24 protein-coding genes are annotated in these 25,229 nt (G+C 59.0%); 17 read left to right on the top strand and 7 right to left on the bottom strand.

The features are described from left to right. The first annotated feature begins 5 nt into the window (after positions 1-5). Positions 6-626 carry a pyridoxamine 5'-phosphate oxidase gene (gene pdxH, locus IFT84_RS01885; protein WP_192116943.1) on the top strand — a complete coding sequence of 207 codons (621 nt, stop codon included), beginning with the start codon at positions 6-8 and terminating at the stop codon, positions 624-626. Here the strand turns inward: pdxH and IFT84_RS01880 are convergent, their stop codons facing one another. The 3 genes from IFT84_RS01880 to IFT84_RS01870 form a co-directional block, all read right to left on the bottom strand. After that, positions 627-1,673, bottom strand: coding sequence for a polysaccharide deacetylase family protein (locus IFT84_RS01880; RefSeq protein ID WP_192116942.1), 1,047 nt, complete (start codon positions 1,671-1,673; stop codon positions 627-629). Positions 1,674-1,919: 246 nt separating this feature from the next. Continuing rightward, entirely contained in the window at positions 1,920-3,332 is a 1,413-nt protein-coding gene (gene tldD / locus IFT84_RS01875) for a metalloprotease TldD (protein ID WP_192116941.1), read from the bottom strand. A gap of 90 nt (positions 3,333-3,422) precedes the next feature. Next, a complete protein-coding gene (locus IFT84_RS01870) occupies positions 3,423-4,010 on the bottom strand; it encodes an invasion associated locus B family protein (RefSeq protein WP_446737569.1) in 588 nt (195 codons plus the stop codon). 329 nt (positions 4,011-4,339) lie between these two features. Between IFT84_RS01870 and coxB the strand changes: the two genes are divergently transcribed. The 11 genes from coxB to rnhA all read left to right on the top strand — a co-directional run bounded on the left by coxB (position 4,340) and on the right by rnhA (position 13,774). Beyond that, a complete protein-coding gene (gene coxB / locus IFT84_RS01865) occupies positions 4,340-5,221 on the top strand; it encodes a cytochrome c oxidase subunit II (RefSeq protein ID WP_192116939.1) in 882 nt (293 codons plus the stop codon). A gap of 18 nt (positions 5,222-5,239) precedes the next feature. After that, positions 5,240-6,967 (top strand): cytochrome c oxidase subunit I, encoded by a 1,728-nt coding sequence (ctaD, locus tag IFT84_RS01860; protein ID WP_192116938.1) that lies wholly within the window; start codon positions 5,240-5,242, stop codon positions 6,965-6,967. 249 nt (positions 6,968-7,216) lie between these two features. After that, positions 7,217-8,185 (top strand): heme o synthase, encoded by a 969-nt coding sequence (locus tag IFT84_RS01855; RefSeq protein ID WP_192116937.1) that lies wholly within the window; start codon positions 7,217-7,219, stop codon positions 8,183-8,185. Further along, a complete protein-coding gene (locus IFT84_RS01850) occupies positions 8,182-8,325 on the top strand; it encodes a hypothetical protein (protein ID WP_192117616.1) in 144 nt (47 codons plus the stop codon). The genes IFT84_RS01855 and IFT84_RS01850 overlap by 4 nt, the downstream gene beginning before the upstream one ends. A gap of 2 nt (positions 8,326-8,327) precedes the next feature. Continuing rightward, positions 8,328-8,945, top strand: a complete 618-nt coding sequence (locus IFT84_RS01845; protein WP_192116936.1) for a cytochrome c oxidase assembly protein — start codon at positions 8,328-8,330, stop codon at positions 8,943-8,945. 162 nt (positions 8,946-9,107) lie between these two features. Next, the gene (locus IFT84_RS01840) at positions 9,108-9,986 is read left to right on the top strand and encodes a cytochrome c oxidase subunit 3 (protein ID WP_192116935.1); all 879 of its coding nucleotides are present in this window, start codon (positions 9,108-9,110) and stop codon (positions 9,984-9,986) included. A 19-nt stretch (positions 9,987-10,005) separates the two neighbouring features. Beyond that, the gene (locus IFT84_RS01835) at positions 10,006-10,389 is read left to right on the top strand and encodes a DUF983 domain-containing protein (protein ID WP_192116934.1); all 384 of its coding nucleotides are present in this window, start codon (positions 10,006-10,008) and stop codon (positions 10,387-10,389) included. Then, positions 10,376-11,125: an SURF1 family protein gene (locus IFT84_RS01830; RefSeq protein WP_192116933.1), complete on the top strand. Its 750-nt coding sequence runs from the start codon at positions 10,376-10,378 to the stop codon at positions 11,123-11,125. Before IFT84_RS01835 ends, IFT84_RS01830 begins: the two co-directional genes overlap by 14 nt. Before the next feature lie 74 nt (positions 11,126-11,199). Beyond that, positions 11,200-12,195: a 4-hydroxy-3-methylbut-2-enyl diphosphate reductase gene (gene ispH / locus IFT84_RS01825; RefSeq protein ID WP_244651049.1), complete on the top strand. Its 996-nt coding sequence runs from the start codon at positions 11,200-11,202 to the stop codon at positions 12,193-12,195. Positions 12,196-12,350: 155 nt separating this feature from the next. Further along, on the top strand, positions 12,351-13,322 hold the full coding sequence (locus IFT84_RS01820; protein WP_192116931.1) for a homoserine kinase: 972 nt from the start codon (positions 12,351-12,353) through the stop codon (positions 13,320-13,322). Then, a complete protein-coding gene (gene rnhA, locus IFT84_RS01815) occupies positions 13,319-13,774 on the top strand; it encodes a ribonuclease HI (protein ID WP_192116930.1) in 456 nt (151 codons plus the stop codon). Before IFT84_RS01820 ends, rnhA begins: the two co-directional genes overlap by 4 nt. A 68-nt stretch (positions 13,775-13,842) precedes the next feature. Here the strand turns inward: rnhA and IFT84_RS01810 are convergent, their stop codons facing one another. Then, positions 13,843-15,162, bottom strand: coding sequence for an MFS transporter (locus tag IFT84_RS01810; protein ID WP_192116929.1), 1,320 nt, complete (start codon positions 15,160-15,162; stop codon positions 13,843-13,845). A gap of 160 nt (positions 15,163-15,322) precedes the next feature. Between IFT84_RS01810 and IFT84_RS01805 the strand changes: the two genes are divergently transcribed. Continuing rightward, positions 15,323-16,213: a LysR substrate-binding domain-containing protein gene (locus tag IFT84_RS01805; protein ID WP_192116928.1), complete on the top strand. Its 891-nt coding sequence runs from the start codon at positions 15,323-15,325 to the stop codon at positions 16,211-16,213. Here the strand turns inward: IFT84_RS01805 and IFT84_RS01800 are convergent. Next, on the bottom strand, positions 16,210-16,695 hold the full coding sequence (locus tag IFT84_RS01800) for a redoxin family protein (RefSeq protein ID WP_192116927.1): 486 nt from the start codon (positions 16,693-16,695) through the stop codon (positions 16,210-16,212). The two genes, IFT84_RS01805 and IFT84_RS01800, sit on opposite strands and share 4 nt — an antisense overlap. 63 nt (positions 16,696-16,758) lie before the next feature. After that, positions 16,759-17,577: a protein-disulfide reductase DsbD domain-containing protein gene (locus tag IFT84_RS01795; protein ID WP_192116926.1), complete on the bottom strand. Its 819-nt coding sequence runs from the start codon at positions 17,575-17,577 to the stop codon at positions 16,759-16,761. Between the two features lie 129 nt (positions 17,578-17,706). On the opposite strand from IFT84_RS01795, the gene IFT84_RS01790 reads away from it, so the two are divergent. From IFT84_RS01790 to IFT84_RS01775, 4 genes are all read left to right on the top strand, one after another. After that, complete coding sequence (locus IFT84_RS01790; RefSeq protein ID WP_192116925.1) at positions 17,707-18,312, top strand: YqgE/AlgH family protein; 606 nt, start codon at positions 17,707-17,709, stop codon at positions 18,310-18,312. A gap of 144 nt (positions 18,313-18,456) precedes the next feature. Continuing rightward, positions 18,457-18,648: a CsbD family protein gene (locus IFT84_RS01785; RefSeq protein ID WP_192116924.1), complete on the top strand. Its 192-nt coding sequence runs from the start codon at positions 18,457-18,459 to the stop codon at positions 18,646-18,648. Between the two features lie 110 nt (positions 18,649-18,758). Then, entirely contained in the window at positions 18,759-19,823 is a 1,065-nt protein-coding gene (locus tag IFT84_RS01780) for a zinc-binding metallopeptidase family protein (protein ID WP_192116923.1), read from the top strand. Between the two features lie 150 nt (positions 19,824-19,973). Next, the gene (locus IFT84_RS01775) at positions 19,974-22,220 is read left to right on the top strand and encodes a methyl-accepting chemotaxis protein (protein WP_192116922.1); all 2,247 of its coding nucleotides are present in this window, start codon (positions 19,974-19,976) and stop codon (positions 22,218-22,220) included. Positions 22,221-22,371: 151 nt separating this feature from the next. On the opposite strand, the gene IFT84_RS01770 is transcribed toward IFT84_RS01775, so the two are convergent. After that, positions 22,372-25,215, bottom strand: coding sequence for an EAL domain-containing protein (locus tag IFT84_RS01770; protein WP_244651079.1), 2,844 nt, complete (start codon positions 25,213-25,215; stop codon positions 22,372-22,374). Between the last annotated feature and the right edge of the window lie 14 nt (positions 25,216-25,229).

Genomic DNA, 25,229 nt, shown 5'->3' with positions numbered 1-25,229 from the left:
CTAGCATGACGGAAAATGGGTTAACAACCGGTGACTTCACAGAAACGAGCGAACCTTTTTCCCTGTTTGAAGGCTGGCTGAAAGAGGCCACAGCCAGTGAGATCAACGATCCCAACGGCGTCGCGCTGGCGACCGTCGATGCCAATGGCCTGCCGGATGTGCGCATGGTGCTGCTCAAGGGTTTCGATGAGCGCGGCTTTACGTTCTATACCAATTTCGAAAGCCAGAAGGGCCAGGAAATTCTAGGCAATATGAAAGCGGCCATGTGCTTCCACTGGAAGTCGCTGCGTCGTCAGGTGCGCATACGCGGCCCGGTTGAAATCGTCAGCGATCAGGAAGCCGATGAGTATTATGCAACGCGGCCCCGCGGAAGCCGGATTGGTGCCTGGGCTTCCAAGCAATCACGACCGCTGGAAAGCCGGTTTGCGCTGGAAAAGGCAGTGGCGGAGTACACCGCCCGCTATGCCATCGGCGAGATTCCCCGGCCTGCCCACTGGTCCGGTTTCCGCATCATGCCCACCTCCATCGAGTTCTGGAAGGATGGTAAATTCCGCCTGCACGACCGCATCGAGTTTCGCCGCGCGAGCATCGATCAGGGCTGGGACAAGGTGCGGATGTATCCGTAATCAGATTTTTCGAAGCCGAAAGGGGATGCCGGAGGCAAGCGCTGATACCGTCTCCGGCGTCTGATAATATCCATTGAGCGAAATGCGGGGCAGGGCGGTCAGTTCCTCGGTCACGTCTCCGGTCAGCACGCCCGGATGGGTGGTAACCGCCACCGCCACCCCGACTTGGCGTGCCAGCCGATACTCTCGCTCCCCGGCGCGGTGATCGCCGTAGGGATAGGCGAAGGTCGTGGGCCGCTGGCCGGTGATGGCCTCGATACTGTCCAGCGAGCCTGTGATTTCCCCGAGTGCCTCATCTTCGGTCAAGCGCGCCAGCGCGCGGTGGCTGATCGTATGGCCGCCGAGACTTGCCAGCGGGTTCAGCAAAAGCGTTTGCAGTTCCGTCGCGTGCAGCGTCAGCCGCTCCACGATCAGGTCCGGGTCCACCCGGTAGCGCCGTGCTGCGCGGTTCAGCGCTTCCACGGCTTGCGCCTCGTCACCGGTCGCAATATGGCTGGCAAACCGGTCGAATGCAGCCTGCCGCTCGGCGCTTGAGTGCAGGGGCACGAGGCGTTCACCCTTGCCAAAATCGAAGGTGATTTCGCTGTTGTTACCGAGCAGTTCGGCAAGTGTTTCCCACCACAGTGTGTGGGTCTTGTCGGTAAAGCCGCCGGTTACAAACAGGGTAAACGGCACCCGGTGCCGGGTGAAAACCGGCTGTGCATGTTCCACATTGTTGCGATAGCCATCGTCCAGCGTAAAGATCGCAACGGGCTGGCTGAAATCCCCTGCCGCCAGATAGGCGGGCAGGTCGGACAAGGCAAGAAAACGATAGCCGTCGCTGGTAAGTTGCGTCAGCGCGGCATCCAGAAACTCAGGCGTGACCTCCAGATGCGCGTTGGGTGCAAACTCCTTGTCGATCCTTGGTCGCACATGGTGCAGCGTAAAAATCGCCCCGATCCCGCGTGCGCCGGTCATTAGCCCGGCCTTCTGCATCATGCGGGATGCTTCCAGTCCGCCCGTGGTAACGGCACGGCGAAGCGAGTTGCGAAGTCGGTTAAAAATCATGGTCAGTCCGTACGCAATACAAGGTTATGAAGTGAGAAAGGCCAAACACACAACCCTTCAAAGGTCTTGCTCAGTCCTCTCCACCTTCATCTCTGTGCTTGGTCCACAGGGATCCACAGTTTCTAAACGGCAAGTGTTCGTGTGGGTGAATTCCTGTGGACCAAGCACAGGAATGAGGGAGGAGACAGGCGCGGCTGTGATCAGCATCGCGATGCTGTCGTAGTGCTCAGGCCAGCTTAAGTCCCCTTAAGCCCGCGTACCACCCACGGTAATCTGGTCCATACGCAAATGCGGCTGGCCCACGCCCACCGGCACCCACTGGCCGGCCTTGCCGCAATTGCCAATGCCGGTATCCAGCTTGCTGTCATTGCCGATCATGCTGACCCGTTGCATGGCATCGGGACCATTGCCGATCAGCATCGCCCCTTTGACCGGCGCGCCGATCTTGCCATCTTCAATCAGATAGGCTTCCGTGCAGCCGAACACGAACTTGCCGGAGGTGATATCCACCTGCCCGCCGCCAAAGCTCACCGCATATAGGCCCTTCTTCACCGATGAAATGATCTCTTCCGGCGTTTTGTCGCCCGAAAGCATATAGGTATTGGTCATGCGGGGCATGGGCGTGTGCGCATAGCCCTGACGGCGGCCATTGCCGGTGGCAGTCATGCCCATCAGGCGGGCATTCTGCCGGTCCTGCATGTAACCCACCAGCTTGCCGTCCTCGATCAGCACATTATAGGCCGAAGGCGTGCCCTCGTCATCGATTGTCAGCGAGCCACGGCGGGCGTCGATGGTGCCATCGTCCACCACCGTCACGCCTTTTGCCGCCACCTGCTGGCCCAGCAAGCCGGCAAAAGCAGAGGTCTTCTTGCGGTTGAAATCGCCTTCCAGCCCATGGCCGACCGCCTCATGCAGCATCACGCCCGGCCAGCCGGACGACAGCACCACATCCATCGTGCCCGCCGGTGCGTCGATAGCGGTGAGATTCACATGGGCCTGACGCAGGGCCTCGTCGGCGCTTTTCTGCCAGCTCTCCCGTGTGATGAAATCGCCGAAGCCGCGCCGCCCGCCGGTGCCGAACGAGCCTGTTTCCTGCCGGTCGCCATCGCCAACGACAACAGAAATGTTCAGCCGTGTCATCGGGCGGATATCGTGCATCCGGTGGCCATCGGCGCGTAGAATATCAACCACTTGCCAGCTTGCAGCAATCGACGCACTGACCTGCCGCACCGCCGGATCGCGGCGCAGATAGGCGTCGATCTCGGTCAAGAGCGCTGCCTTTTCCTCAAAAGAGGGTGCGCCGATCGGGTTTTCATCGCCGTAGAGTTTGCGGTTGGTGCCATGCGGAGCCGCAGAATAGGTGCCTTCATAGCCGCGCGAGACTGCGCCCACGGCATCACCGGCACGGCGCAACGCCGCCAGCGACAGTTCGCCGGAATGGGCATAGCCCACGGCTTCGCCCGCCACGGCGCGCAGACCAAAACCCTGATCGGTGTTGAAACTTCCGCCCTTCAGGCGGCCATTGTCGAACGACAGGGATTCCGACTGGATATGCTCAATGAAAAGTTCGCCATCATCGGCGCGCCCAAGCGTTTCGTTGAGAACGCTGCGAATAGCAGCCTCGTCGCCGTCAAACAGCGTAAGAAGATCGGTGTTCATAGCAATACTCCGCTCCGGCGCTGTCTTGCGCCGTGCTTATCGACCGCATGTAGGCGGCGCGAAGCGCTACGCCAAGATACAGTTTCAATATTATGGAAGGGCGTCGTAGCCCGCGCCAAAGCCCTTGAGGTCCACGGGAATGCCGATACCTTCTTCGGGGGTCTGGAAAACGATGAAGGTTGCGCTCGCGCCGCTGCGGAAAGTTTTCAGCAGTTCGTCTTCCAGAACGACTTCAGCATAGCAGCCATCGGCAAAACAGCGCACGAAATAGGCCCGGCCAATGTCCTTGCCATCCACGTTCAGCCCAAGACCATTGGGTAAAAGAACGCCGAGTGGGGCCAGAACGCGCAGGATTTTCGCTTTCCGGTCTGCCGTTTTCAGCACCACCACGGACAACCCAACCTCAGGCCGGTCCTCGGCAATCACGTTCTGCATCAGCGCGCATTGCTCGGCAGATGCGCCGGCGGGCTGATCGCAGACAATGGACCATGCGCCATGGCTGGACTTGACGGTACCTGGTGTTGTTGGACCGGGCGTTGTTGCTGGTCCCGGTGTGGCTGCGCCCGGCTGGGCCGCTGGCTGCTGTGCAGATGCCAGTCCGGGCGTGAGCGCTGGAAGGGCGATGACGGCAAGCCCGAATGCGACCTTCAACAGTCGGGAAAGGGAGAACAGGCCCATGAAAACCTCAAAAACTCGAATCATTGCGCTATTCTTGGAGTGCTGGTCTCCAAATGAAAAGCCCCGACGCTTCATTTCCAGCCGCATATGGCGGAAATTGGACGGTGCGTGCCCTCAATGGTGGCTGCTTTGCGGCAAACTGTGCTATGGTGTGCGTCGTGAACACTTTGTTGGACGCTTTAAAAGCAAGGCACGGTTTGTGCAAATTGCCGCATGACAGAGCTCTCGCGGCTGTTGCGGCGGCGCGGAAACTGTGGTTTGAACACGTATTACTATAGGGATCATGAGTTTCGGTTTGATTTCGGTCAAACCCTCGAGGGAGATAGGTAGTGACAAAGAGAGCGTATGCAGCGCTGGCAGCGATTGCCTGTCTGCTTTTTGCTTCCGGTGCGTATGCAGACAAGCCTGCCCCATGGCAGACGAATTTTCAGCCCGCCGCGACGAAAATGATGGAGGAAATCACATGGTTCGAGCATTACACACTTTGGTTTATCGTTCCGATTACACTGTTTGTGCTCGCGCTATTGATCACTGTCGTCATACGCTTTCGTGAGAAAGCGCACCCCACGCCATCCAGAACCAGCCATAACACGCTGATCGAAGTGATCTGGACCATTGGTCCGGTGGTGGTGCTGCTGTTTTTGGCGATTCCCTCGTTCCAGCTTCTGACTGCGCAGCTAACCCCGCCGCAGAACCCCGATATCACCGTCAAGGCCACGGGCTTTCAGTGGTACTGGGGCTATGAATATCAGGTGGGTGAAACGCCTGTGACGTTCGACAGCATTCTGTTGCAGGACGCTGACCGCGCCGGCCTTGGCAAGGACGACCGTACCGAATATCCCCGCCTTCTGGCTGTGGATAACGAGATCGTCGTGCCGGTCGGCAAAACGGTCCGTCTGCTGGTGACCGCTGCCGACGTGATCCATGCCTTCGCCATGCCGTCCTTCGGCGTCAAGATCGATGCCGTGCCCGGCCGTCTCAACGAAACCTGGTTCAGGCCGGAGCGTGAAGGTCTGTTCTACGGGCAGTGTTCCGAGTTGTGCGGCAAGGACCATGCGTTCATGCCGATCGCCGTGCGCGTCGTCTCCCAGGAAAAATACGATACCTGGCTTGCCGCTGCCGCCACCAATGTAGGTGAGGCGAACAAGGCTCTGATGGCATCTATCGATAGTGCGACACCCTCTGTCGCCGTCGCCGATGCTGCGCAATAAGAAGAAAGAGTGAGACCCATGGCCGGAACAACCGCACCTCACATTGGGCACCCCGGTCGCGAGACCTCGGAACATCTTGGTCGCGAGACCTTGACCCCGGATGCTCACGAACACGCCCCTCATGACCACAAGCCGCTCGGCTTTTTTGCCCGCTGGTTCCTATCGACGAACCACAAGGACATCGGCACGCTCTATCTGATCTTCGCCATTATGGCCGGGATTATTGGTGGTGCGATGTCGGTTGCCATCCGCGCGGAACTGCAGGAGCCCGGAATCCAGATTTTCCACGGCCTTGCGTCGATGGTTTACGGATTTGAAGGCGACGCTGCCACGGATGGCGGCAAGCAGCTCTACAACGTTTTTGTAACCGCCCATGCGTTGATCATGATCTTCTTTATGGTCATGCCTGCGCTGATCGGCGGGTTTGCCAACTGGATGATTCCGATCATGATCGGCGCGCCGGACATGGCTTTCCCACGGCTGAATAACATTTCCTTCTGGCTGATCATTCCCGCTTTCCTACTGGTCTGTCTTTCCATGTTCGTGGAAGGCCCTGCGGGCGGATTTGGCGCGGGCGGGGGGTGGACCATCTATCCACCTTTGTCGACGGCGGGAACGCCGGGTCCGGCGGTTGACCTCGTTATCCTCGGTTTGCATATCGCCGGTGCCTCGTCCATTCTCGGTGCCATCAACTTCATCACCACCATTCTCAACATGCGCGCCCCCGGCATGACGCTGCACAAGATGCCGCTGTTTGCCTGGTCGGTGCTGATTACAGCCTTCCTGCTTCTGCTGTCGCTGCCGGTTCTTGCCGGTGGTATCACCATGCTGCTCACGGACCGCAACTTCGGCACGGCGTTCTTCGCGCCGGAAGGTGGCGGCGATCCGGTGCTCTACCAGCATCTGTTCTGGTTCTTCGGCCATCCGGAAGTGTATATTCTGATCCTGCCCGGCTTCGGCATCATCAGTCACATCGTGTCCACCTTCTCAAGAAAGCCCGTTTTCGGTTATTTGGGCATGGCCTATGCCATGGTCGCCATCGGCGCGGTTGGCTTCATCGTGTGGGCGCACCACATGTACACGGTCGGCCTGTCTCTGGATGCGCAGCGCTACTTCGTGTTCGCCACCATGGTTATCGCCATCCCCACCGGCGTGAAAATCTTCTCGTGGATCGCGACGATGTGGGGCGGGTCGATCCGCTTCACCACGCCAATGATCTGGGCGATTGGCTTCATCTTCCTGTTTACCGTGGGCGGCGTAACGGGCGTTCAATTGGCCAATGCCGGTCTCGACCGCTCGCTGCATGACACCTATTACGTCGTAGCACACTTCCATTACGTGCTGTCGCTCGGTGCCGTGTTCGCCATCTTCGCAGCCTGGTACTACTGGTTCCCCAAGATGAGCGGGTACATGTACAATGAGACCATCGGCAAGCTGCACTTCTGGGTGATGTTTGTGGGCGTGAACATGGTGTTCTTCCCGCAGCACTTCCTTGGTCTTGCCGGAATGCCGCGTCGCTACATTGACTATCCCGATGCGTTCGCAGGCTGGAACCGTGTGTCGTCCTACGGCTCGTACATTACCGCGTTTGCCGTTCTGATCTTCCTCGTCGGCGTTGCTGAAGCATTCATGCGCAAACGCTTGGCGGGTGATAATCCGTGGGGTCCCGGTGCCGATACGCTGGAATGGTCGCTGACCTCGCCACCGCCGTTCCACCAGTGGGAGCAGTTGCCGCGCATCAAGTAAAGACGGCTTCAACGACCCGACAGCGCCGCGCGTCAGTCATGACGCGCAACGGACGCTGTAGGACTTTTAACGCTGCATAATTTGATCCTCAATCGGTTCCGATTGAACGAATTATGCAGGAGTTGCGGCAATTTGGTAAATTGTGAAAGTGGCGGGATGTCCTAAATAAGCCTTTGGACAAAGGCTTCCGCCACCCCAAGCCTCTCTGATGACGCATCGGTCTCCGGGTCCGATGCTGTAGGAACTGCCATGACGGTGATTGACACCAGCGCACCTTTTGCGACCGCTCCCTTTTCCGGTGATGACATTCGCCTGTCGGAGGCAAGCCCGCGCGATTATTTTCAACTGCTGAAACCACGGGTCATGTCGCTCGTGGTGTTCACGGCGCTTGCGGGCATGGTTCTGGCACCGGGACATATAAATCCCGTCATCGGGCTCGTTGCCCTGCTGTGCATTGCGGTCGGTGCCGGTGCATCCGGTGCGCTGAATATGTGGTATGATGCCGATATCGATGCGGTAATGACCCGCACCGCCACGCGGCCCATTCCGGCTGGCAAAATCCTGCCCAAGGAAGCCTTGGGTTTTGGCCTGACACTGTCGGCCTTTTCCGTCTGCATTCTCGGTCTGGTGGTCAACTGGCTATCGGCCGGCCTTCTGGCCTTCACCATCTTTTTCTACGCGGTCATCTACACAATCTGGTTGAAGCGCTCGACACCACAGAACATCGTGATCGGCGGCGCGGCCGGTGCCTTCCCGCCCATGATCGGCTGGGCCTGCATCACCAACAGCGTGTCGGTGGAAAGCATCGTACTGTTTCTCATCACCTTCCTGTGGACGCCGCCGCATTTCTGGGCGCTGGCGCTGTTCAAGATGAAGGAGTACGGCGCGGTCGGCATTCCCATGCTGCCGAATGTGGCCGGGCAGGCGACCACCAAGACACAGATCCTGATCTATGCCGTTCTCACCGCCATCATCGGCGTGGTGCCATCCTTGATGGGCTTTGCATCGGTCTGGTACGGCGTATTTGCAGCCCTGCTGGGGATCGGTTTTGTGTGGTACTCTATCGGCGTCTACCGCATGAATGAGCGTGACGAGAAGATGATCCCGGCCAAGAAGCTGTTCGGCTATTCGCTGGTCTACCTGTTTGCCATCTTTTCCGGGCTGATGGTGGATCGCGGAGTGCTGGCGGCAGTCGCCACTTTCGGGGCGGCATCATGATCGAGACTGTGACGCCTAGCGAAGCACAGAAGAAATCCCGGCGCGGACGCAACATCGCGCTTGGTCTCGTGCTTGCAGGGCTGGTCGTGCTGTTTTACGTTGTAACCATCATCAAGTTCAGTAACGGCATGTCAGGCTGATCATGAAGTGGGAGGGGACAGTGGACACAGCGAGGAAACCAGCAGAACGCCGTAACGGCGTTGTCGTCGCGTCCTGCCTGACCTTCGTCGTCGCCATGGTCGGCATGTCCTACGCGGCGGTGCCGCTTTATGATATGTTCTGCCGTGTTACGGGCTACAACGGCACGACCCAACGGGTGGAACAGGCGTCGGATGTGATTCTGGACCGCGATATCCGCGTCAGTTTCGATGCCAATATTGGCTCAGGCTTGCGGTGGGAGTTCAAGCCGGTGCAACGTTCCGTCGATATCAAGATCGGTGAAACGACGCAGATTATGTACCGTGCGAAGAACCTGTCGAAGGAGCCGGTAACGGGGCAGGCCATATTCAATGTAACCCCCATGGAAGCCGCTGTTTACTTCAACAAGGTGCAGTGTTTCTGCTTTACCGAAACCACACTGCAGCCCGGCGAGGAACTGGACATGCCGGTGGTGTTCTTTGTGGATCCCGCCATTGTCGAGACGGTGGAAACCCGCGATATCAAGACACTGACACTTTCCTACACATTTTACCCGCATGAAAAGACCAAGCCCGTGGCCTCTGCCGAGCCGGGCTTGCCAGTTTCATCCGGAAATCTTTGACACTTGAGGCGTTTCGGGATCAGATACCGAAATGAGGTTTAGAGCATAATCCGATCGGAGCGAAGCAAGGATCGATAAGATTATGCTGAACATATAGAGTTAGAGCGCCATCTGATGCCATCAGTAGAACGGCGCTCTAAAACACCGACTGGGGACACGACTATGGCCGATGCGCATCAGAAGAACCACGATTACCATATTATAGACCCTAGCCCATGGCCGTTTCTGGCGGCGGTCTCGTCCTTCGTCATGGCGTTTGGTGGCGTCTGTTATATGCGCTACCTGTCGGGTGGCGCGTTCAATCTATTCGGCTTCAACATGGCAAACCCGTGGGTGTTCTTCATCGGCCTCGTGCTGATGCTCTACACCATGTACGGCTGGTGGTCGGATACGATCAAGGAAGGCAATGAGGGCCACCATACCCGCGTCGTCTCGCTCCACCTCCGCTACGGGATGATCATGTTCATCGCGTCCGAGGTCATGTTCTTCGTGGCGTGGTTCTGGGCCTATTTTGATGCCAGCCTTTACCCGCATGAGGCGATTCAGGCGTCGCGTCTTGCCTTTACCGGCGGCACATGGCCACCAAAGGGCATCGAGGTTATCGACCCTTGGCATCTGCCACTTTACAACACCATCATTCTGCTTTTGTCCGGCACCACGGTCACATGGGCGCACCACGCGCTGCTGCACGGGGATCGCCGCGGCCTCATTCAGGGCCTCACGCTGACGGTGGTGCTGGCCGCGCTGTTCAGCTTCGTACAGTTCTACGAATATGCCCATGCGCCATTCGCTTTCAAGGATTCCATCTACGGTGCCACCTTCTTCATGGCGACCGGTTTTCACGGGTTCCACGTCTTCGTTGGCATGATCTTTCTGGCGGTCTGCCTCATCCGGGCCATGCGCGGCGCGTTTACGCCCACGCAGCATTTCGGGTTTGAAGCGGCGGCGTGGTACTGGCACTTCGTGGACGTGGTGTGGTTGTTCCTCTTTTTTGCCATCTACATCTGGGGTGGCTGGGGCGCGCCGCTCGCTGAGGGTTGAGAATGGCTGAAGGCTGATCATGTCCGACGACAACGCCCATTACGCCCCGGTCGAGCCCGTCATGACGGGTTTGAAAGGCCGTTGCCCGCGCTGCGGGCAGGGCAAGCTGTTTGATGGTTTCATCAAGGTGAAGCCGTCCTGCACCAATTGCGGGCTGGATTACAGCTTTGCCGATTCCGGCGATGGGCCGGTCGTGTTCGTTATTCTCATCATCGGCTTTATCGTGCTTGGCATGGCCCTGTGGATGGAGGTTAACTACAACCCGCCACTCTGGGTGCACTTTCTGTTGTGGATTCCCATTGCCGTGGTTGCCAGTCTCGGCCTGATGCGCGCGCTGAAAGGCATCCTCATCGCATTGCAATACCGCCATAAGGCGCAGGTGGGTACCATTGATCGCGGCTGAGCATCGGCCCCCCAACCAGCCAAAAAGCAAACTGGTCCTAACGGCGGTCGCAGCTTTGCTGCTGGCAGTTTTCGCCTGCCTGATTGCCCTTGGAACATGGCAGGTTCAGCGCCTGCACTGGAAGGAAAACCTGCTGTCGGCCATTGCCGAGCGCCGCACCGCGCCACCTGTCACGCTGCGCGATATCGAGGATAGCCAAGCGTCCGGTGCGGATATCGACTACCGCACCGTCACCGTATCCGGTACATTCGACCACAGCAAAGAGAGACACTTTTTCGCGACATGGCAGGGCCAGACAGGGTTCTACGTGTTTACGCCTCTGATGCAGGCCGATGGCCGCGCCGTGTTCGTCAATCGTGGTTTCGTGCCCTATGAGCGCAAGGAGCGCGCAACGCGTGAGATGGGTGAGGTGCCCGGTCCTGTCACCATCCACGGCCTTGCCCGCGTCAAACTCTCCGCCAAACCCTCATCGCTGGTGCCGGACAATGACGAAGCAAAAAACATCTTCTACTGGAAGGACCTCGATACCATGGCCCGCACGGCGGGGCTGGCCCCCGGTCAGGTTCTGCCCTTCTTCGTCGATGCGGATGGCGCGCCCAATCCCGGCGGCGTGCCGGTCGGCGGCGTCACCCAGTTCGATTTTCCCAACAGCCATTTGCAATACGCGCTGACCTGGTACGGGCTGGCGGCAACACTGGCTGTCATCTGCGGTGTGTCTTTCTTTCGCAGGAGATAAGCTTGTGTCGGCCCGTAACGGAGTTATATAAGGCACACAAACTTCGTTTCCTTTCGTGAAAGATGGCGCGTCCCATGCCAAAGCCACCGCTCACTCTTCGCCTTTGCGGCCCGCGCGGCTTCTGCGCCGGGGTGGATCGCGCCATTCAGATCGTCGTTCTTGCGCTGAAAGAGCACGGCGCGCCCGTCTATGTGCGACATGAGATCGTGCACAATCGCTACGTGGTGGAAGGGCTGGAAGCCAAGGGCGCTATCTTCGTCAAGGAACTGCACGAGATTCCGCCTGAACATCATGCGCAGCCGGTGATTTTTTCCGCCCATGGCGTACCCAAATCGGTGCCGGAGGATGCCGAACTGCGCAAGCTGTTCTACCTCGATGCGACCTGCCCACTGGTTTCCAAAGTTCACAAGCAGGCCATGCGCCACCAGCGGCTGGGCCGCCATGTGGTGCTGATTGGCCATGCAGGCCACCCGGAAGTTATCGGCACCATGGGACAACTGCCGGAAGGCAGCGTGTCGCTGGTGGAAACCGTGGAAGACGCCGCCGTCTACATGCCGCCGGACCCGGACAATCTTGGGTTTGTCACCCAGACCACGCTTTCCGTGGACGATACCAAGGGCGTGATTTTAAAATTGATGGAGCGGTTTCCGAACCTTACCGCGCCTGCGGCGGATTCGATCTGCTATGCCACCACCAACCGGCAGGAAGCCGTCAAACAGGCGGCCCCCGGTTGCGATGCATTCCTCATCGTTGGTGCGCCGAATTCCTCAAACTCCCGGCGGTTGGTGGAAGTGGCACTGAAAGCGGGCGCAAAACAGTCCGTTCTGGTGCAGCGCGCCTATGAGATCGACTGGGAAACCATGCGCGGAGTGCGCACGGTTGGCATTTCGGCGGGGGCGTCGGCGCCGGAGGTCATCGTCAACGAGATTATCGAAGCCTTCCGCGAGCGCTTCGATGCGACGGTGGAACTGGCCGATACGGTCGAGGAAACGGAAAACTTCCTCGTCAGCCGGGAATTGCGCCATGTGCCGCTGACCACAGCGGATATGGCTTTTGTGAATGGGGACTAAAGCATTTCCAGTGAAAGCGGCAACGCTTTCACATCAGGACAATGCGACGAGCAGGAGACCAAGCATTTGCAGTGAAAGTGGCAACGCTTTTTACATCAAGACACTGTGAAATAACTGCATATTAGAGCCTTATTATAGGCTCTAAGGGGAAAATAATGGCCGTCTATACTGATATCACCGAGGACGATCTCGCCCGGTTTCTGGAGGCCTATGGGGTAGGCCAACTCACCTCTTACAAGGGCATTGCGGAAGGGGTGGAAAACTCCAACTTCCTGCTGCACACCACCAGTGGATCCTACATCCTCACGCTGTACGAAAAGCGGGTGGAGCGCACTGATCTGCCGTTTTTCCTCGGCCTGATGCAGCATCTGGCAGATAACGGCCTGTCGTGCCCGCTGCCATTGCCCCGTGCCGATGGCGCGCTGTTGGGGGAACTGTCCGGCCGTCCCGCCGCCGTTATTTCCTTTCTGGAAGGCATGTGGCTGCGCAAGCCGGAGGCGCGCCATTGCCGCGAAGTGGGCAAAGCGCTGGCTGAGATGCATCTGGCCGGAGAGGGGTTTGACATTACGCGGCGCAACGCGCTGTCGGTCGAGGGTTGGCGTCCGCTCTGGAACAATGCTCAAGACCGCGCCGATGAGGTGCAGCCGGGGCTGGTGGATGAAATCGGCACAGAACTGGCATTTCTGGAGGCAAACTGGCCGCAAGACCTGCCCGCCGGTGTTATCCACGCCGACCTGTTTCCCGACAATGTTTTCTTTCTCAATGACCAGTTGTCTGGCCTGATTGATTTCTATTTCGCCTGCAATGATCTGCTGGCCTATGATGTGTCGATCTGCCTCAATGCCTGGTGCTTTGAGCGCGATGGGGCCTTTAACCTCACCAAAGGCATGGCGCTCATGGAAGGCTACGAGTCCGTGCGGCCCTTGAGCGCGGCTGAGCGCGCTGCCCTGCCGGTGCTGGCGCGTGGCTCGGCGTTGCGCTTCTTCCTCACCCGTCTGTATGATTGGCTGATGACGCCTGCCGGTGCGCTGGTGGTGAAAAAGGACCCGCTGGAATATTTGCGCAAGCTGCATTTCCACCAAACGGTCAGCGACGCCTCGGCCTATGGACTGCGGGACGCATCATGAAGCAGGTTGAAATTTTTACCGACGGTGCCTGTTCCGGCAATCCCGGTCCCGGCGGCTGGGGCGCGGTGCTGCGCTATGGCGAGCGGGAGAAGGACCTGTGCGGCGGCGAGGCTGAAACCACCAACAACCGCATGGAGTTGCTGGCGGCCATTACTGCGCTGACCTCGCTGAAGGAGCCTTGCGAGATCAACCTTCACACCGATTCCAAATATGTGATGGACGGCATCGGCAAGTGGATTCACGGCTGGAAGAAAAACGGCTGGCGCACGGCGGACAAAAAGCCGGTGAAAAATGCCGAGCTTTGGCAGCAACTGGACGAGGCCCGCTCCCGCCACAAGGTCACCTGGCACTGGGTCAAGGGCCACGCAGGCCACCCGGAAAACGAACGCGCAGACGAACTCGCCCGCAAGGGTATGGAGCCGTTCAAGCGTGGTGGCCGGGTGGCGGTTTAGCTCACTTTGCGCGCCGGAAGCGTTCACAAAAAACCCCGCTGTTTCCAGCGGGGTTTTGTTTGCAGTCTCTACTTCACGTCACCGGGATCCTTGATCTTCGACGCAATCGAGAAGGTCACGATGGCCGACAGAAGCATCAGCCCGCCAACGATGAACATCGGCAGCTCGTACAAGCCGGTCGCGTCTTTCACGTAACCGGTGATGTAGGGAGCGGCAAAGCCTGCCACATTGCCCATGGTGTTGATGAGTGCAATACCGGCTGCCGCACCTGCACCCGTCAGGAACCGCGCTGGCAGCGACCAGAAGTTTGGCAGAGCCGAGAAGATTGCGCAGGCCGTGATGGTGATGACGGCGATGGTGGTTGCAGGCGATGGCATGAACAAGGCCAGTGGAATGGAGAAGGCCCCCACCAGCGCCGGAATGCCGATATGCCATGGCTTTACACCGCGCCTGCTGGCATCGCGGCTCCACAAGGTCAACGCGACAGCGGCTGGCAGATACGGAATCGCCGTGATCAGGCCGCGCTGCATGACGGTGAACTTTGTGCCAAACTCCGCCTCGAAGCCGCCAATGATGCTCGGCAGGAAAAAGCCCAGCGCATACAGCCCATAGATGAAGCCGAAATAGATCAGCGACAGCAGCCACACCCGGCCGTCCATCAGGGCCTTGCCGGTCATTTTGCCGTGTGAGCTGACTTTGGCGGTTTCTTCCCTTGCGAGTTCATTGGTCAACCACTGCTTTTCGTCAGCGTTCAGCCATTTTGCATCATTGGGGGTATCCGGCAGGTAGAACCATGCGACGAAGCCGATGACGATGGCGGGAACGGAAACGCCGAAGAACATGATCCGCCAGCCTTCAAGGCCGAATGCGCCATGCGCTTCGATCAATGCCGAGGCCAGTGGCGCGCCGATGACGGTGGTCAGCGGCTGCGCAACGTAGAACACGGCTAGCACCTTGGCGCGGTGACGCGACGGCACCCACATGCTGAGGAACAGGATAGCGCCGGGGAAGAATCCCGCTTCGGCAATACCCAGCAGAAAGCGCAGGCCCACAAGCTGCGTATAGCTCTGCACCCAGGTAAACAGCAGCGAGACAATGCCCCAACTGACCATAATGCGCGACAACCAGCGCCGCGCGCCGTATTTGTGCAAGGCCAGATTGCTGGGAATTTCCAGAATGATATAGCCGAAAAAGAAGATGCCGGCGGCAAAGCCGAACTGCGCAGCGGTCAGGCCGAGATCGGCAGACATGCCGTTGGGACCGGCAAAGCCGATGGCCGTGCGGTCCAGAAAGTTGATGAAGAACATAAGGCCGATAAACGGTACAAGCCGCCAGATGACCTTGCTAATAGCAGTCTTTTCGACCGCAGATGGAACGAGCGTAGACACGGTAATCTCCCCCTTCAAACGTCACGGGTTTCTCCTAAACCCGGTACATCAGAATTTCCTACGAAGCTCCGGGACGCGGCGCAATCGATTTAAACTCTTAAGCCTGTGACTTGAAATCACACCAAAAGACACGCTATAGCCCTTAGGCAAGGAGTTTGCCATGGTCCAGCCGTTCCCTTCCGTCAACGCGCTTCGCGCTTTTGAGGCTGTCGCCCGCCATCGCAGCATGACCCACGCGGCGCGTGAGCTGCATGTGACCCACGGTGCCGTCAGCCGTCACGTCAAGGCGCTGGAGGAAACGCTGGGCGTGCTCCTGCTGACGCGAAACCCGCAATCGACCGATCCCACGCCGGAAGGCATCCGTCTGGCCGATGGACTCAGCACCGCTTTCAACCTGATGCGCGCCAGTGTGGAAAGTGTGAAGCCGGGCCCACTGACCCTGTCCTGCTCGTCATCCATCATGATGGGGTGGATTATCCCGCGCATTGCCAATTTCCACCTCCAGCACCCCAATATCGATATCCAGTTCAACATGAACTATGATCAAATCGACTTCGTGCGCGACAAGATCAGCGTCGCCATCCGTTCCAGCACCATTGTGCCGCCCCGTGATGCGGTCATTCGTGATCTGGTGACAGAGTGGATCGGCCCGGTCTGCTCACCGGATTATCTGCAAACCCACGGGCTGACGGAAATAGCTGATCTTGCGGGCGCGCGGCTTTTGTCCACCCGCACGCGGCCCGAAGCATGGGCGGATTGGTTCGCCCTGTCGGGCCGTGAATCACTGGACATTGGCGAGCAGCAAAGCTTCGATCATTTCTACCTGTTGATTCAGGCAGCGGTGTGCGGGCTCGGGGTGGCGCTGGTGCCGCAAATGCTGGTGCTGGATGATCTTGCGTCCGGCAAACTGGTGGCCCCGTTCGGCTTCACGCCGGGCCCAAGGCGGCTGATGCTGTGGATTGCCGGGCATCTGGCGGGCCGTGCCGATACACGGGCGCTGGAGGAGTGGCTGACGCGCGAAATGCGCGCCAGCGTTGAAGCTGGGCCCTAAATCTGTTCCAGAATGGCAGCGGCGGCCGATACGGTCGCCTGACCGGGATTTTCTTCCAGATTGACGGATTTGACCACGCCGTCTTCCACCACCATGGAGTAGCGCTTGGAGCGAACGCCCATGCCGCCCTTCGACAGATCGATGTCCATGCCGATGGCCTTGGTGAACTCGGCATTCCAGTCGGACAGAAAGCGGATCTTGTTGATGCCGCCGCTGGCGGTTGCCCATGCGCCCATGACATGCACGTCGTTGACCGCGACCACGACGAGTTCGTCTATGCCGCGCGACCGAATGGCGTCGTAGTTTTCCAGATAGCCGGGCAGATGGTTCAGCGAGCAGGTGGGCGTGAAAGCACCCGGCACGGCAAACAGAACCACACGCTTGCCCGCAAAAATGTCGCTGCTGGCAACATCAGCCGGGCCGTCAGTGGTCTTTTCCTTAAACGTTGCTGCAGGCAGCGTGTCGCCAACGGATATCGTCACATGCTTCTCCTTGAATCCGCCCCGCGAAAGCGAGGACCTCATCGCGAAAGATATAAGCGGGTCCTACTGAAACGCAAGCTGCGTTTCCATGGCCCGCCCATTTGCGGTGACAATCAGACGGCCTTCTTGCCCGCTGAGGCTCGTACCCTTGGGCGTGCGAAGCAGTTTGAACACCACGTCTGCGGTGTTTCCTGCGCCGCGCTTGATGTCCGGCTCGCCAAACGCAAAACCGGTTGGAGGCGCGAGAAACGCATTCAGCGCGTCCCCGGTCGTTTTCGGTGGCACAGCAAGCGTTATCCTCACCGTGCCATCAACAGGTGCCCTGACGGTCAGAACGCGAAACTCCGGCTGCGGCCCCGCTGGCATGGCCTGTTGCGCGGCAGTGTAAGCGAGCCGTTCCTGAGGGTTGACGTTTGCATCACTCGCCGGATCAAGGGTCAGCACGCCCTGCACCGGAATGCAGATATCCTTGCAAATGCCCAGAAAGATGGTCGCCGACAGCGGCGCTGCACGGGTTTCCGGCAGCCGTTTGAGCGTCATCGTAAACGCGACCGGCCGATCATACCCGGCATAGGCAACCGTGCCATCATCGAACAATTTGGGTGCTGGCATATGAAGGCGCGTCAGGTTCGTGCCATCGGCAAAGTTGATTTGCGGCGGAATGCCGCTTGCTCCCGGTTCCAGCCAGTAGGTCTTCCAGCCGGGTTTCAGATCAATGTCCAGCAGGGCTTCCACCGTGCCATCGGGAGAGGCGGGCAGGGCGGTAAGACGCACGCGCCCGCCTTCTGACACCAGCCACTGCGATGTGGCGGCATGGGCAGGTGCGCCTGCCAGAAGGACAAGGCCAAGCAACAAGAAGCGGAGGGTGCGCGACAGGATCATGCCGCTGTCTTAACGCCTGGAAGCGCACAGGTTCAACATTTTCCAGCTCACAGGCCATCATATTCACTTGATCGATTTGCGGGAGGGACTACCTTGAGCCATGAGGGGCACAATGGGAAAGGCAGCTTCATGGTTATCGCCACTTTGGACCCCAAGCGGGAACGCGGCTTTCTGGATGGGCAATTTCTGATTGCCATGCCGGGCATGGCCGAATCCAGTTTCGCCCGAACCGTCGTGTATATCTGCGCCCATTCCAGCGATGGTGCCATGGGCTTCATCATCAACAGGCCCCAGCCGCTGACATTCCCGGATATTCTGCGCCATCTGCAATTGATGGGCGAGGAGGAGATGATCCAGCTTCCCGGCCATGCCCGTGATATGCAGATACAGGAAGGCGGGCCGGTGGAAAGCGGGCGCGGTTTTGTGTTGCATTCGGATGATTTCCTCAGCGAATCCAGCATTCCCGTCAGCGATGATCTGTGCATGACCGCCACGCTCGATATTGTCAGAGCCATATCCAGCAACCGTGGACCCAGGCGTGCCCTGATGATGCTTGGTTATGCCGGTTGGGGTGCAGGCCAGCTGGAAAGCGAAGTTGCAGCCAATGGCTGGCTGAACTGCCCTGCCAACGACACCCTGATTTTCGACCGCAGCCTCGATACGAAGTACGACCGGGCTTTGGCATCCATGGGGGTTACGCCCGCCATGTTGTCCATGGATGCCGGACACGCCTGAAACAACACGCGTGAAACGAAATGCGTGAGGCATTTTCCATCGGTTTTTCCGAAAATATGGAACCTTTGCCGCCCTGATCCGTTCTCTGTGTACAAGGCTGACGCAGTCGGCGAGGCCTTCAACACTTAACGAGGAGACGTCATTATGGGTAGCATGTCCGACAAGATCAAAGGCACTGCAAACGAACTGGCCGGCAAGGCTAAGCAAGGTCTTGGTGACGCGATGGACGACACCAGCATGCAGGTCGACGGCGCAGCACAGGAAGCCAAGGGCAAGACCCAGAAGGCTGTTGGCGAGGCCAAGGACAGCGTCAAGAACACTGTCGACAAGATCTAAGTATCGGAGTGCGGCCTGAGCCGCGCTGAGATAACAAGAAAGTGCTCGCAAGCTTTTAGCTGCGAGCATTTTTTATGGATGACGACGACCCGTAGAGCGGACCGGTTCAGATGAAGCTTTTTACCTGTGACAGCTGCGGCCATGCCGTTCACTTTGATAACCGTGGCTGCGTAACATGTGGTCACCGTCTGGGCTTCAACACGGAAACTCTGGCCGTTCATGCGCTGGAGCCGTTGAACGATCTGGAATGGCGCATCCATACCCAACCGGACAAAGCATGGAAATTCTGTGCCAATGCCGCGTTTGATATCTGCAACTGGCTGGTGCCAGCGCAGTCCGGTGATCCCTACTGCATTGCCTGCCATCATAACCGCATCGTTCCGGTGACCAATACACCGGAGGGCCTGTCGCGCTGGCAGCGGATCGGGCAGGCGCAACGCCACCTGTTCTATTCGCTGCTGCGCTGGAAGCTGCCGCGCCCCACCCGTGCCGATGATCCACAGGGCGGGCTTGTTTTTGACTTTCTGGCTGATGAAATCGGGCCGGATGGCAATCCCGTCCCGGCGATGACCGGCCACGAAGACGGGTTGATCAGCCTTCGTGCTGCCGAGGCTGACGATGCCACACGGGAATCAATTCGCGTGGCCATGAACGAACCCTACCGCACACTTCTTGGTCATTTTCGCCACGAGATCGGCCATTTCTACTGGACGCAGCTGGTGCGCGACGACGAAACGCTGGCCGAGGCCCGCCGTATCTTCGGGGATGAGCGCGCGGATTATGCGCAAGCTCTGCAACGCAATTATGAGCAGGGCCCGCCCGCCGACTGGCAGGAGCGTTTCATCAGTACCTATGCAAGCTGCCACCCCGCCGAAGACTTCGCCGAGACCTGGGCGCATAATTTTCATATCGTCGATACGCTGGAAACCGCACGGTCGTTCGGCCTGACGGTCGATCCGGTACGCCATGATGACATGCAGGCCGAAGTGGATTTCGACCCCTACAACGTCTCCGATTCCAAGCGGCTGATTGACGCCTGGGTGCCACTCAGCGTTGCTTTGAACAGTATTCAGCGCAGCATGGGCCAACCGGATAGCTATCCATTTGTGCTCAATCAGCCGGTTATGGAAAAACTGGATTTTATCAACAGGTTGATCTACCGCGCAGGACATTAGCACCCCAACGTTACAATGGAATGACTGCGAGAAGTTGTCGGTGAGTTTCCTTAAATTGATTCTAAAATGCTCATTGCTGGTTCTACTTTAACATGTAATTAGCAATCTATGTATTAGGTGCACTGCAGCACGATTCATGCAGGTGACACCATGCTCTTCACACTTCGCAATACCCTCATCAGCCTTTTCATCGTATCCAGTCTTGCCCTCGCTTACGTCCTTGGCACGCAGATGTTCACCTCTGCCAAGCGATCCCGCGATCTTGCGGAAGTGGCGCAACTGGTTGCACTCGATAAGGCTTTGTTTGACGTCCTGTTGAGCTTTCGCAGCGAGCGGGGTGACAGCGCATCCGCCGTTACGCTGCCGCCCAATGAAAATTCCGGCTCCATTACGGCAGTGAGGGCTGCACGGCAGAAGGTCGATGTGGCGATGACCGCTGTCCGCGAACAGGCCAGTGCATTAACTCGTCCGGAACTGGTGCAGGCGCTTGCGCGTGTGGAGGATATCTTTACCCGGTTCGGCAGAGTGCGCGAAAAGGTGGACGCCAATATCGGCCTACCCTTGGCAAGCCGCACGGCGGGACTGGACAAGGAGATCCTGTCGACGGGCAATGATTTTCTGGGGTCGCTGGAAAGCGGTGCCGTGGCACTGGAAAACCAGATACGCTCGTTGGATGACACGCTGACGGACCTCATTCAACTGCGGTCCTTCGCATGGTCTACCCGCGCCTTGGGCGGCAGTGCCGCTGTCGTTGTCAATGGTGCTCTTGGCGGGGCGGGAACGCTGACGGAAACGGAGTATCGAACGCTTTCCTCCTACGATAGCAGTGCTGCCTTCGCGTGGAAGGCCGTGGGCGTGCTGATTGCGCATCCCGATACGCCCCTGTCACTCAAGGAGCAGTACAAAAAAGCTGACGAGACCTATTTCACCGGGCCGTTCTCTGTACAGCGTCGCGATTTGATTGCCGATCTTGCTGCCGCCCGGCCCGCCCCGATGACGCTGGATGCGTGGCGCACGGCAGTTACCGCCGCCCTGGGTGAAATCGCGAAAGTCTCATCGCTTGCGATGAACACGCTGAATGCGCAAGCCGATGATCTTGGCTATCAGGCATCGCTGGCGGCCAAAGCGTACCTCGCCGCGTTCCTGCTCTCGCTGCTGTTTTGCGGGCTTGGCACGCTGGTGATTGTGTTGCGGGTCGTCAAACCCATCGGTGACCTGACGCGCTGCATGACGGCACTGGCACAGGGAGACCTGACCGTGACGGTGCCCGGAGCGGCGCGACGGGATGAAATCGGTGCCATGGCACAATCGGTTGAAATCTTCCGGGCAGGCGGGCTTCGCAACCGTGAACTGGAGCGGGAGGCTGACGTAGCCAGAAACAAGGCGGAGCGCGACCGCATCGCACTGCAGCGCCACGCGGAGGAGGAGGCCAACAAGCGGCTGACCCTTGCCACGCAATCGCTTGCCAACGGGCTAAAGCGGCTGGCGTCCGGAGATATGCTGTGCGAAATCACGGTGCCGTTCGACGCGCAGTTTGAGGCCTTGCGCCACGACTTCAATGCGTCCGTCAGCCAGTTGCGCGAAGCGCTGGCCCGTGTCGGCCAGACGGTGGCCGTGGTAACAGAGGGGTCGCAGGACATCTCCGCCGCATCCGACACGCTCTCGCAGCGGACGGAGCAGCAGGCAGCTTCGCTGGAGGAAACCGCATCCGCACTGGAGCAGATTACCGCCAATGTCACCGCAACCTTCCGACGGACCGGTGAAACCCGCGAAACGGTGCGCGAGGCCCGCACCAAGGCAGACCAGTCGGCCATCATCGTCAGCAATGCCGTAACCGCCATGCAGCGGATCGAAGACTCCTCGCGGCAGATCAACCAGATTATCGGCGTGATCGATGAAATCGCCTTCCAGACCAATCTGCTGGCGCTGAATGCCGGGGTTGAAGCCGCGCGCGCCGGAGAAGCCGGCAAGGGCTTTGCCGTGGTGGCGCAGGAGGTTCGCGAACTGGCGCAGCGTTCGGCCAAAGCTGCCAAGGAGATCAAGCAGTTGATTGGCATGTCGGCGGTCGCAGTCGGCGAGGGAGTCAAGCTTGTGGGGGAAACCGGCACGGGCCTGAGCGAAATCGAAACGTTGGTCACCGCCATCAACGAGCATATGGAAGCGATAGCAACCGCTGCGCAGGAGCAGTCCGCCGGACTGGCCGAAATCAACATTGCCGTCAACCACATGGATCAGGCAACGCAAAAGAACGCGGCAATGGTGCAGGATGTCAGCCGCGCCGGCGTTGATCTGGCCCGCGAATGCGTGTCGCTCGAAGGGCTGCTGTCCCACTTTCAATTGGAAACCACGCAGGAGACAGAGAAGTATGGTGGAAACGTAACGCCATTTCGGCGGTGATCAGGGTCAGATAGGACGATCGTATCCCGTGTGAGTGGGCTCCTGTGCTTAAGGCCACAGGGGTCCATAACCCTCGCAAACTCAGGAAGAGGGTTTATACGGCGGACCCAAACGCGTTGACTCACTGCAACGCAATCGTCTCAACCGTACCTCACGCCCGTTTCATCAGTGGAAACCGTTCTTTCAACAGCCGCTGAACCGATTCCGTGCCAATGGGCGGACCGAACAGGAAGCTTTGGCCAAAATCGCAACCCATCTGCGACAGTTCGATGGCATCCTCTTCCGATTCGATGCCCTCCGCCACCACCTGCATGTTCAACTCCCGCGCCATGGAAATGACGGAGCGCAGCAGAATGGTGCGCTTGTCGCCGGGGTCCTTCACCAGTGCCTTGTCGATCTTGATCGTATCGAACGGGAAGCGGGTGAGATAGGAGAGCGACGAATGCCCTGTGCCGAAATCATCCAGCGCAAGCCTTAGCCCCGCGTCGCGCAGCTTGGTCAGCACCAGTCGGGCCTGTTCCGGATTTTCCATCACGACCGATTCCGTCAACTCGATCTTCATCTGGCTGGGGTCGCAATGGGTCTTGTGCAGCACGGCGCGCACATCGGTATACAGATCGTTGTTGAGAAGCTGGGCGCTCGACAGATTGACAGCGACGAAGATCGGCAGATTGCCGGACTGCATCTGCCATTCCATCAGGTCGGTCGCCGCCTGCTCGAAGGCGTAATTGCCGAGTTGGGTAATGACGTCACACCCTTCCGCCACCGGAATGAACTCGGATGGCGGAATATCTCCACGCTTGGGATGCTCCCAGCGCAGCAGAGCCTCAAAGCCCGCCACTTCGGCATCCTTGAGCCGCACGATTGGCTGGTAAACCAGAGTGAATTCCTTGCGTTCCAGCGCGCGGCGAATGTCCGTTTCCATCTGCAACCGGTCAGTGGAAGACGTGCGGAAGGCCGGACGGAACGGCTCGACGCGATTGCCCCCCGCCTTTTTCGCGCGGTACATGGCAAGCTCGGCATCAGCGATCAATGCCACTGCATTTTCCTGCTGGTCCACCCAGGACACAAGGCCGATAGAGGCGGTGAGGATCACCTCACGGTTGCCGAAGGTCAGGGGCACCATGATGGCCTTGCTGATCGCATCGGCAAAATCGGCAACCTTTTCCGGGTTGCGCTCCGACATCAGAATCAGTCCGAACTGGTCCCCGCCAAGGCGCGCCAGTGTATCCTGCGGTTTCAGCAGGCGGCGCAGACGTCGCGTGAGCGCAATGAGGATATTATCGCCCGCCGCGATGCCGAGCGAGTCGTTCACCTGCTTGTAGCGGTCGATATCGATCGTCATGATGGTCGGGCTGGTCGCGTCGCCGCTGGGCACCAGCGCCAGCACAGCCTGCAAACGGTCCAGAAAGATCTGGCGGTTGGGAAGGCCGGTCAGGTTATCGTGCAGCGCATCGTGCAACAGGCGGTCTACGGAGTTTTTCTGCTCGGTGATATCGACGATGGTGCCGACACAGCGGATGATTTCGCCATTGGCACCCAGCACCGGTCGCGCGCGGATGGCGAGCCAGTGGTAATGCCCGTCTTCTGCCCGCACACGAAAATCATGGTTCAGCCGCCCCTTTCGGTGTTCCAGCAGCACATCCAGCGTGGCGCGGAAGCGGTCGCGGTCATCGGGGTGCAGGCGGGGCAGCCAGTTGCGGGCAGGGCCGTGCATGGTGCCGGGTGCCAGGCCCAACTGCGCGGATACATCGGGGATCGTCACCACGCGGTCACGCGCCACGTCCCAGTCCCACACCGTATCGCCCGAGCCGGTGAGCGCCAGTGCCTGGCGCTCCAGATCGGAAAACAGGCCAAGGCTGTAGGCACCCCCGGCAAAGGCGTGCTGCATGACTGTGAAACCGATAAGCAGGACGATGAGCACCAGCCCACCGCCAAGGGCCGGCTGCACCACATCATTGTCCAGTTGCCCGGTGACGGCCAGCCAGCCGCCAAACAGCCATACGATGATCAGCGCCCAGGCGGGAACCAGCAGAATGGCCCGGTCATAGCGGTTCAGGCCGAGATAGGCGATCAGAATAATGCCCACGGTTGCCGTCAGCGCGAAGGACAGGCGGGCGATACCGGCGGCAATGGCCGGATCATAGATCGCGACCGCAAACAGCAGGCCGAGCCCCATGATCCAGGCCAGTGTGGCGTAGCTCAGGTGCGCATGCCAGCGGTTGAGGTTGAGATAGGTGAACAGGAAAATGACCAGCCCCGCCGCCAGAAACACCTCCGTTCCCGCGCGCCATATGCGCTCATCTCCCGATGTTACGCTGATCAGCTTCGACAGAAAGCCAAAATCCACGCAGATATAGGCCAGCACCGCCCAGGCGAGTGCGGCTGTGGCTGGCAGCATGGATGTGCCTTTCACCACGAACAGAATGGTGAGAAACACAGCCAGCAGACCGGCAATACCCAGCACGATGCCGCGATAGAGCGTGAAGGCATTGACCTGATCCTTGTAGGCATCCGGTTCCCAAAGATACATTTGCGGCAGATCGGGTGACGCCAGCTCCGCCACGAAGGTTACCACCGTATTGGGGTTGAGCGTGATGCGGAACACATCCGCTTCGTCACTCGCCTGCCGGTCCAGCGCAAAGCCTTCGCTGGGTGTAATGGACAAAATGCGCTGCGAACCAAGGTCGGGCCAGAACAGCTTGGAATTGACCAATCGGAAATGCGGTGCAACGATCACGCGCTCCAGCTGCTCTTCTGACACGTTGGCAAGCGCAAACACGGCCCAGTCGCCCTGATGGTTGTCTGTAGAAGAGCGCACTTCGATGCGCCGTACGATTCCATCGGTGCCGGGAGCGGTTGATACCTGAAAGGCCTCGCCGCGTCCGGTGTAGATTTCCGTGGTGGCAGTCAGGTCCAGCGCGGTGTCTTCGCGCGAAATCTTCACAGGTTCCACCGCATGGGCGGCGCCGCTCATCACGACAACGGCCAGCATAAACGCGCATAGCC

Source organism: Rhizobium sp. CFBP 8762, from assembly GCF_014841565.1.
Lineage (GTDB): Bacteria > Pseudomonadota > Alphaproteobacteria > Rhizobiales > Rhizobiaceae > CFBP-8762.
Note: the sequence above shows the minus strand (reverse complement) of the source record. Positions and strands in the feature narration are given on the sequence as shown.

Coding starts and splice junctions, on each gene's coding strand:
- pdxH (WP_192116943.1), top strand. CDS start 6: ATGACGGAAAATGGGTTAACAACCGGTGACTTCACAGAAACGAGCGAA.
- IFT84_RS01880 (WP_192116942.1), bottom strand. CDS start 1,673: ATGATTTTTAACCGACTTCGCAACTCGCTTCGCCGTGCCGTTACCACG.
- tldD (WP_192116941.1), bottom strand. CDS start 3,332: ATGAACACCGATCTTCTTACGCTGTTTGACGGCGACGAGGCTGCTATT.
- IFT84_RS01870 (WP_446737569.1), bottom strand. CDS start 4,010: ATGGGCCTGTTCTCCCTTTCCCGACTGTTGAAGGTCGCATTCGGGCTT.
- ctaD (WP_192116938.1), top strand. CDS start 5,240: ATGGCCGGAACAACCGCACCTCACATTGGGCACCCCGGTCGCGAGACC.
- IFT84_RS01855 (WP_192116937.1), top strand. CDS start 7,217: ATGACGGTGATTGACACCAGCGCACCTTTTGCGACCGCTCCCTTTTCC.
- IFT84_RS01850 (WP_192117616.1), top strand. CDS start 8,182: ATGATCGAGACTGTGACGCCTAGCGAAGCACAGAAGAAATCCCGGCGC.
- IFT84_RS01845 (WP_192116936.1), top strand. CDS start 8,328: ATGAAGTGGGAGGGGACAGTGGACACAGCGAGGAAACCAGCAGAACGC.
- IFT84_RS01840 (WP_192116935.1), top strand. CDS start 9,108: ATGGCCGATGCGCATCAGAAGAACCACGATTACCATATTATAGACCCT.
- IFT84_RS01835 (WP_192116934.1), top strand. CDS start 10,006: ATGTCCGACGACAACGCCCATTACGCCCCGGTCGAGCCCGTCATGACG.
- ispH (WP_244651049.1), top strand. CDS start 11,200: ATGCCAAAGCCACCGCTCACTCTTCGCCTTTGCGGCCCGCGCGGCTTC.
- IFT84_RS01820 (WP_192116931.1), top strand. CDS start 12,351: ATGGCCGTCTATACTGATATCACCGAGGACGATCTCGCCCGGTTTCTG.
- rnhA (WP_192116930.1), top strand. CDS start 13,319: ATGAAGCAGGTTGAAATTTTTACCGACGGTGCCTGTTCCGGCAATCCC.
- IFT84_RS01805 (WP_192116928.1), top strand. CDS start 15,323: ATGGTCCAGCCGTTCCCTTCCGTCAACGCGCTTCGCGCTTTTGAGGCT.
- IFT84_RS01795 (WP_192116926.1), bottom strand. CDS start 17,577: ATGATCCTGTCGCGCACCCTCCGCTTCTTGTTGCTTGGCCTTGTCCTT.
- IFT84_RS01790 (WP_192116925.1), top strand. CDS start 17,707: ATGGTTATCGCCACTTTGGACCCCAAGCGGGAACGCGGCTTTCTGGAT.
- IFT84_RS01785 (WP_192116924.1), top strand. CDS start 18,457: ATGGGTAGCATGTCCGACAAGATCAAAGGCACTGCAAACGAACTGGCC.
- IFT84_RS01780 (WP_192116923.1), top strand. CDS start 18,759: ATGAAGCTTTTTACCTGTGACAGCTGCGGCCATGCCGTTCACTTTGAT.
- IFT84_RS01775 (WP_192116922.1), top strand. CDS start 19,974: ATGCTCTTCACACTTCGCAATACCCTCATCAGCCTTTTCATCGTATCC.
- IFT84_RS01770 (WP_244651079.1), bottom strand. CDS start 25,215: ATGCTGGCCGTTGTCGTGATGAGCGGCGCCGCCCATGCGGTGGAACCT.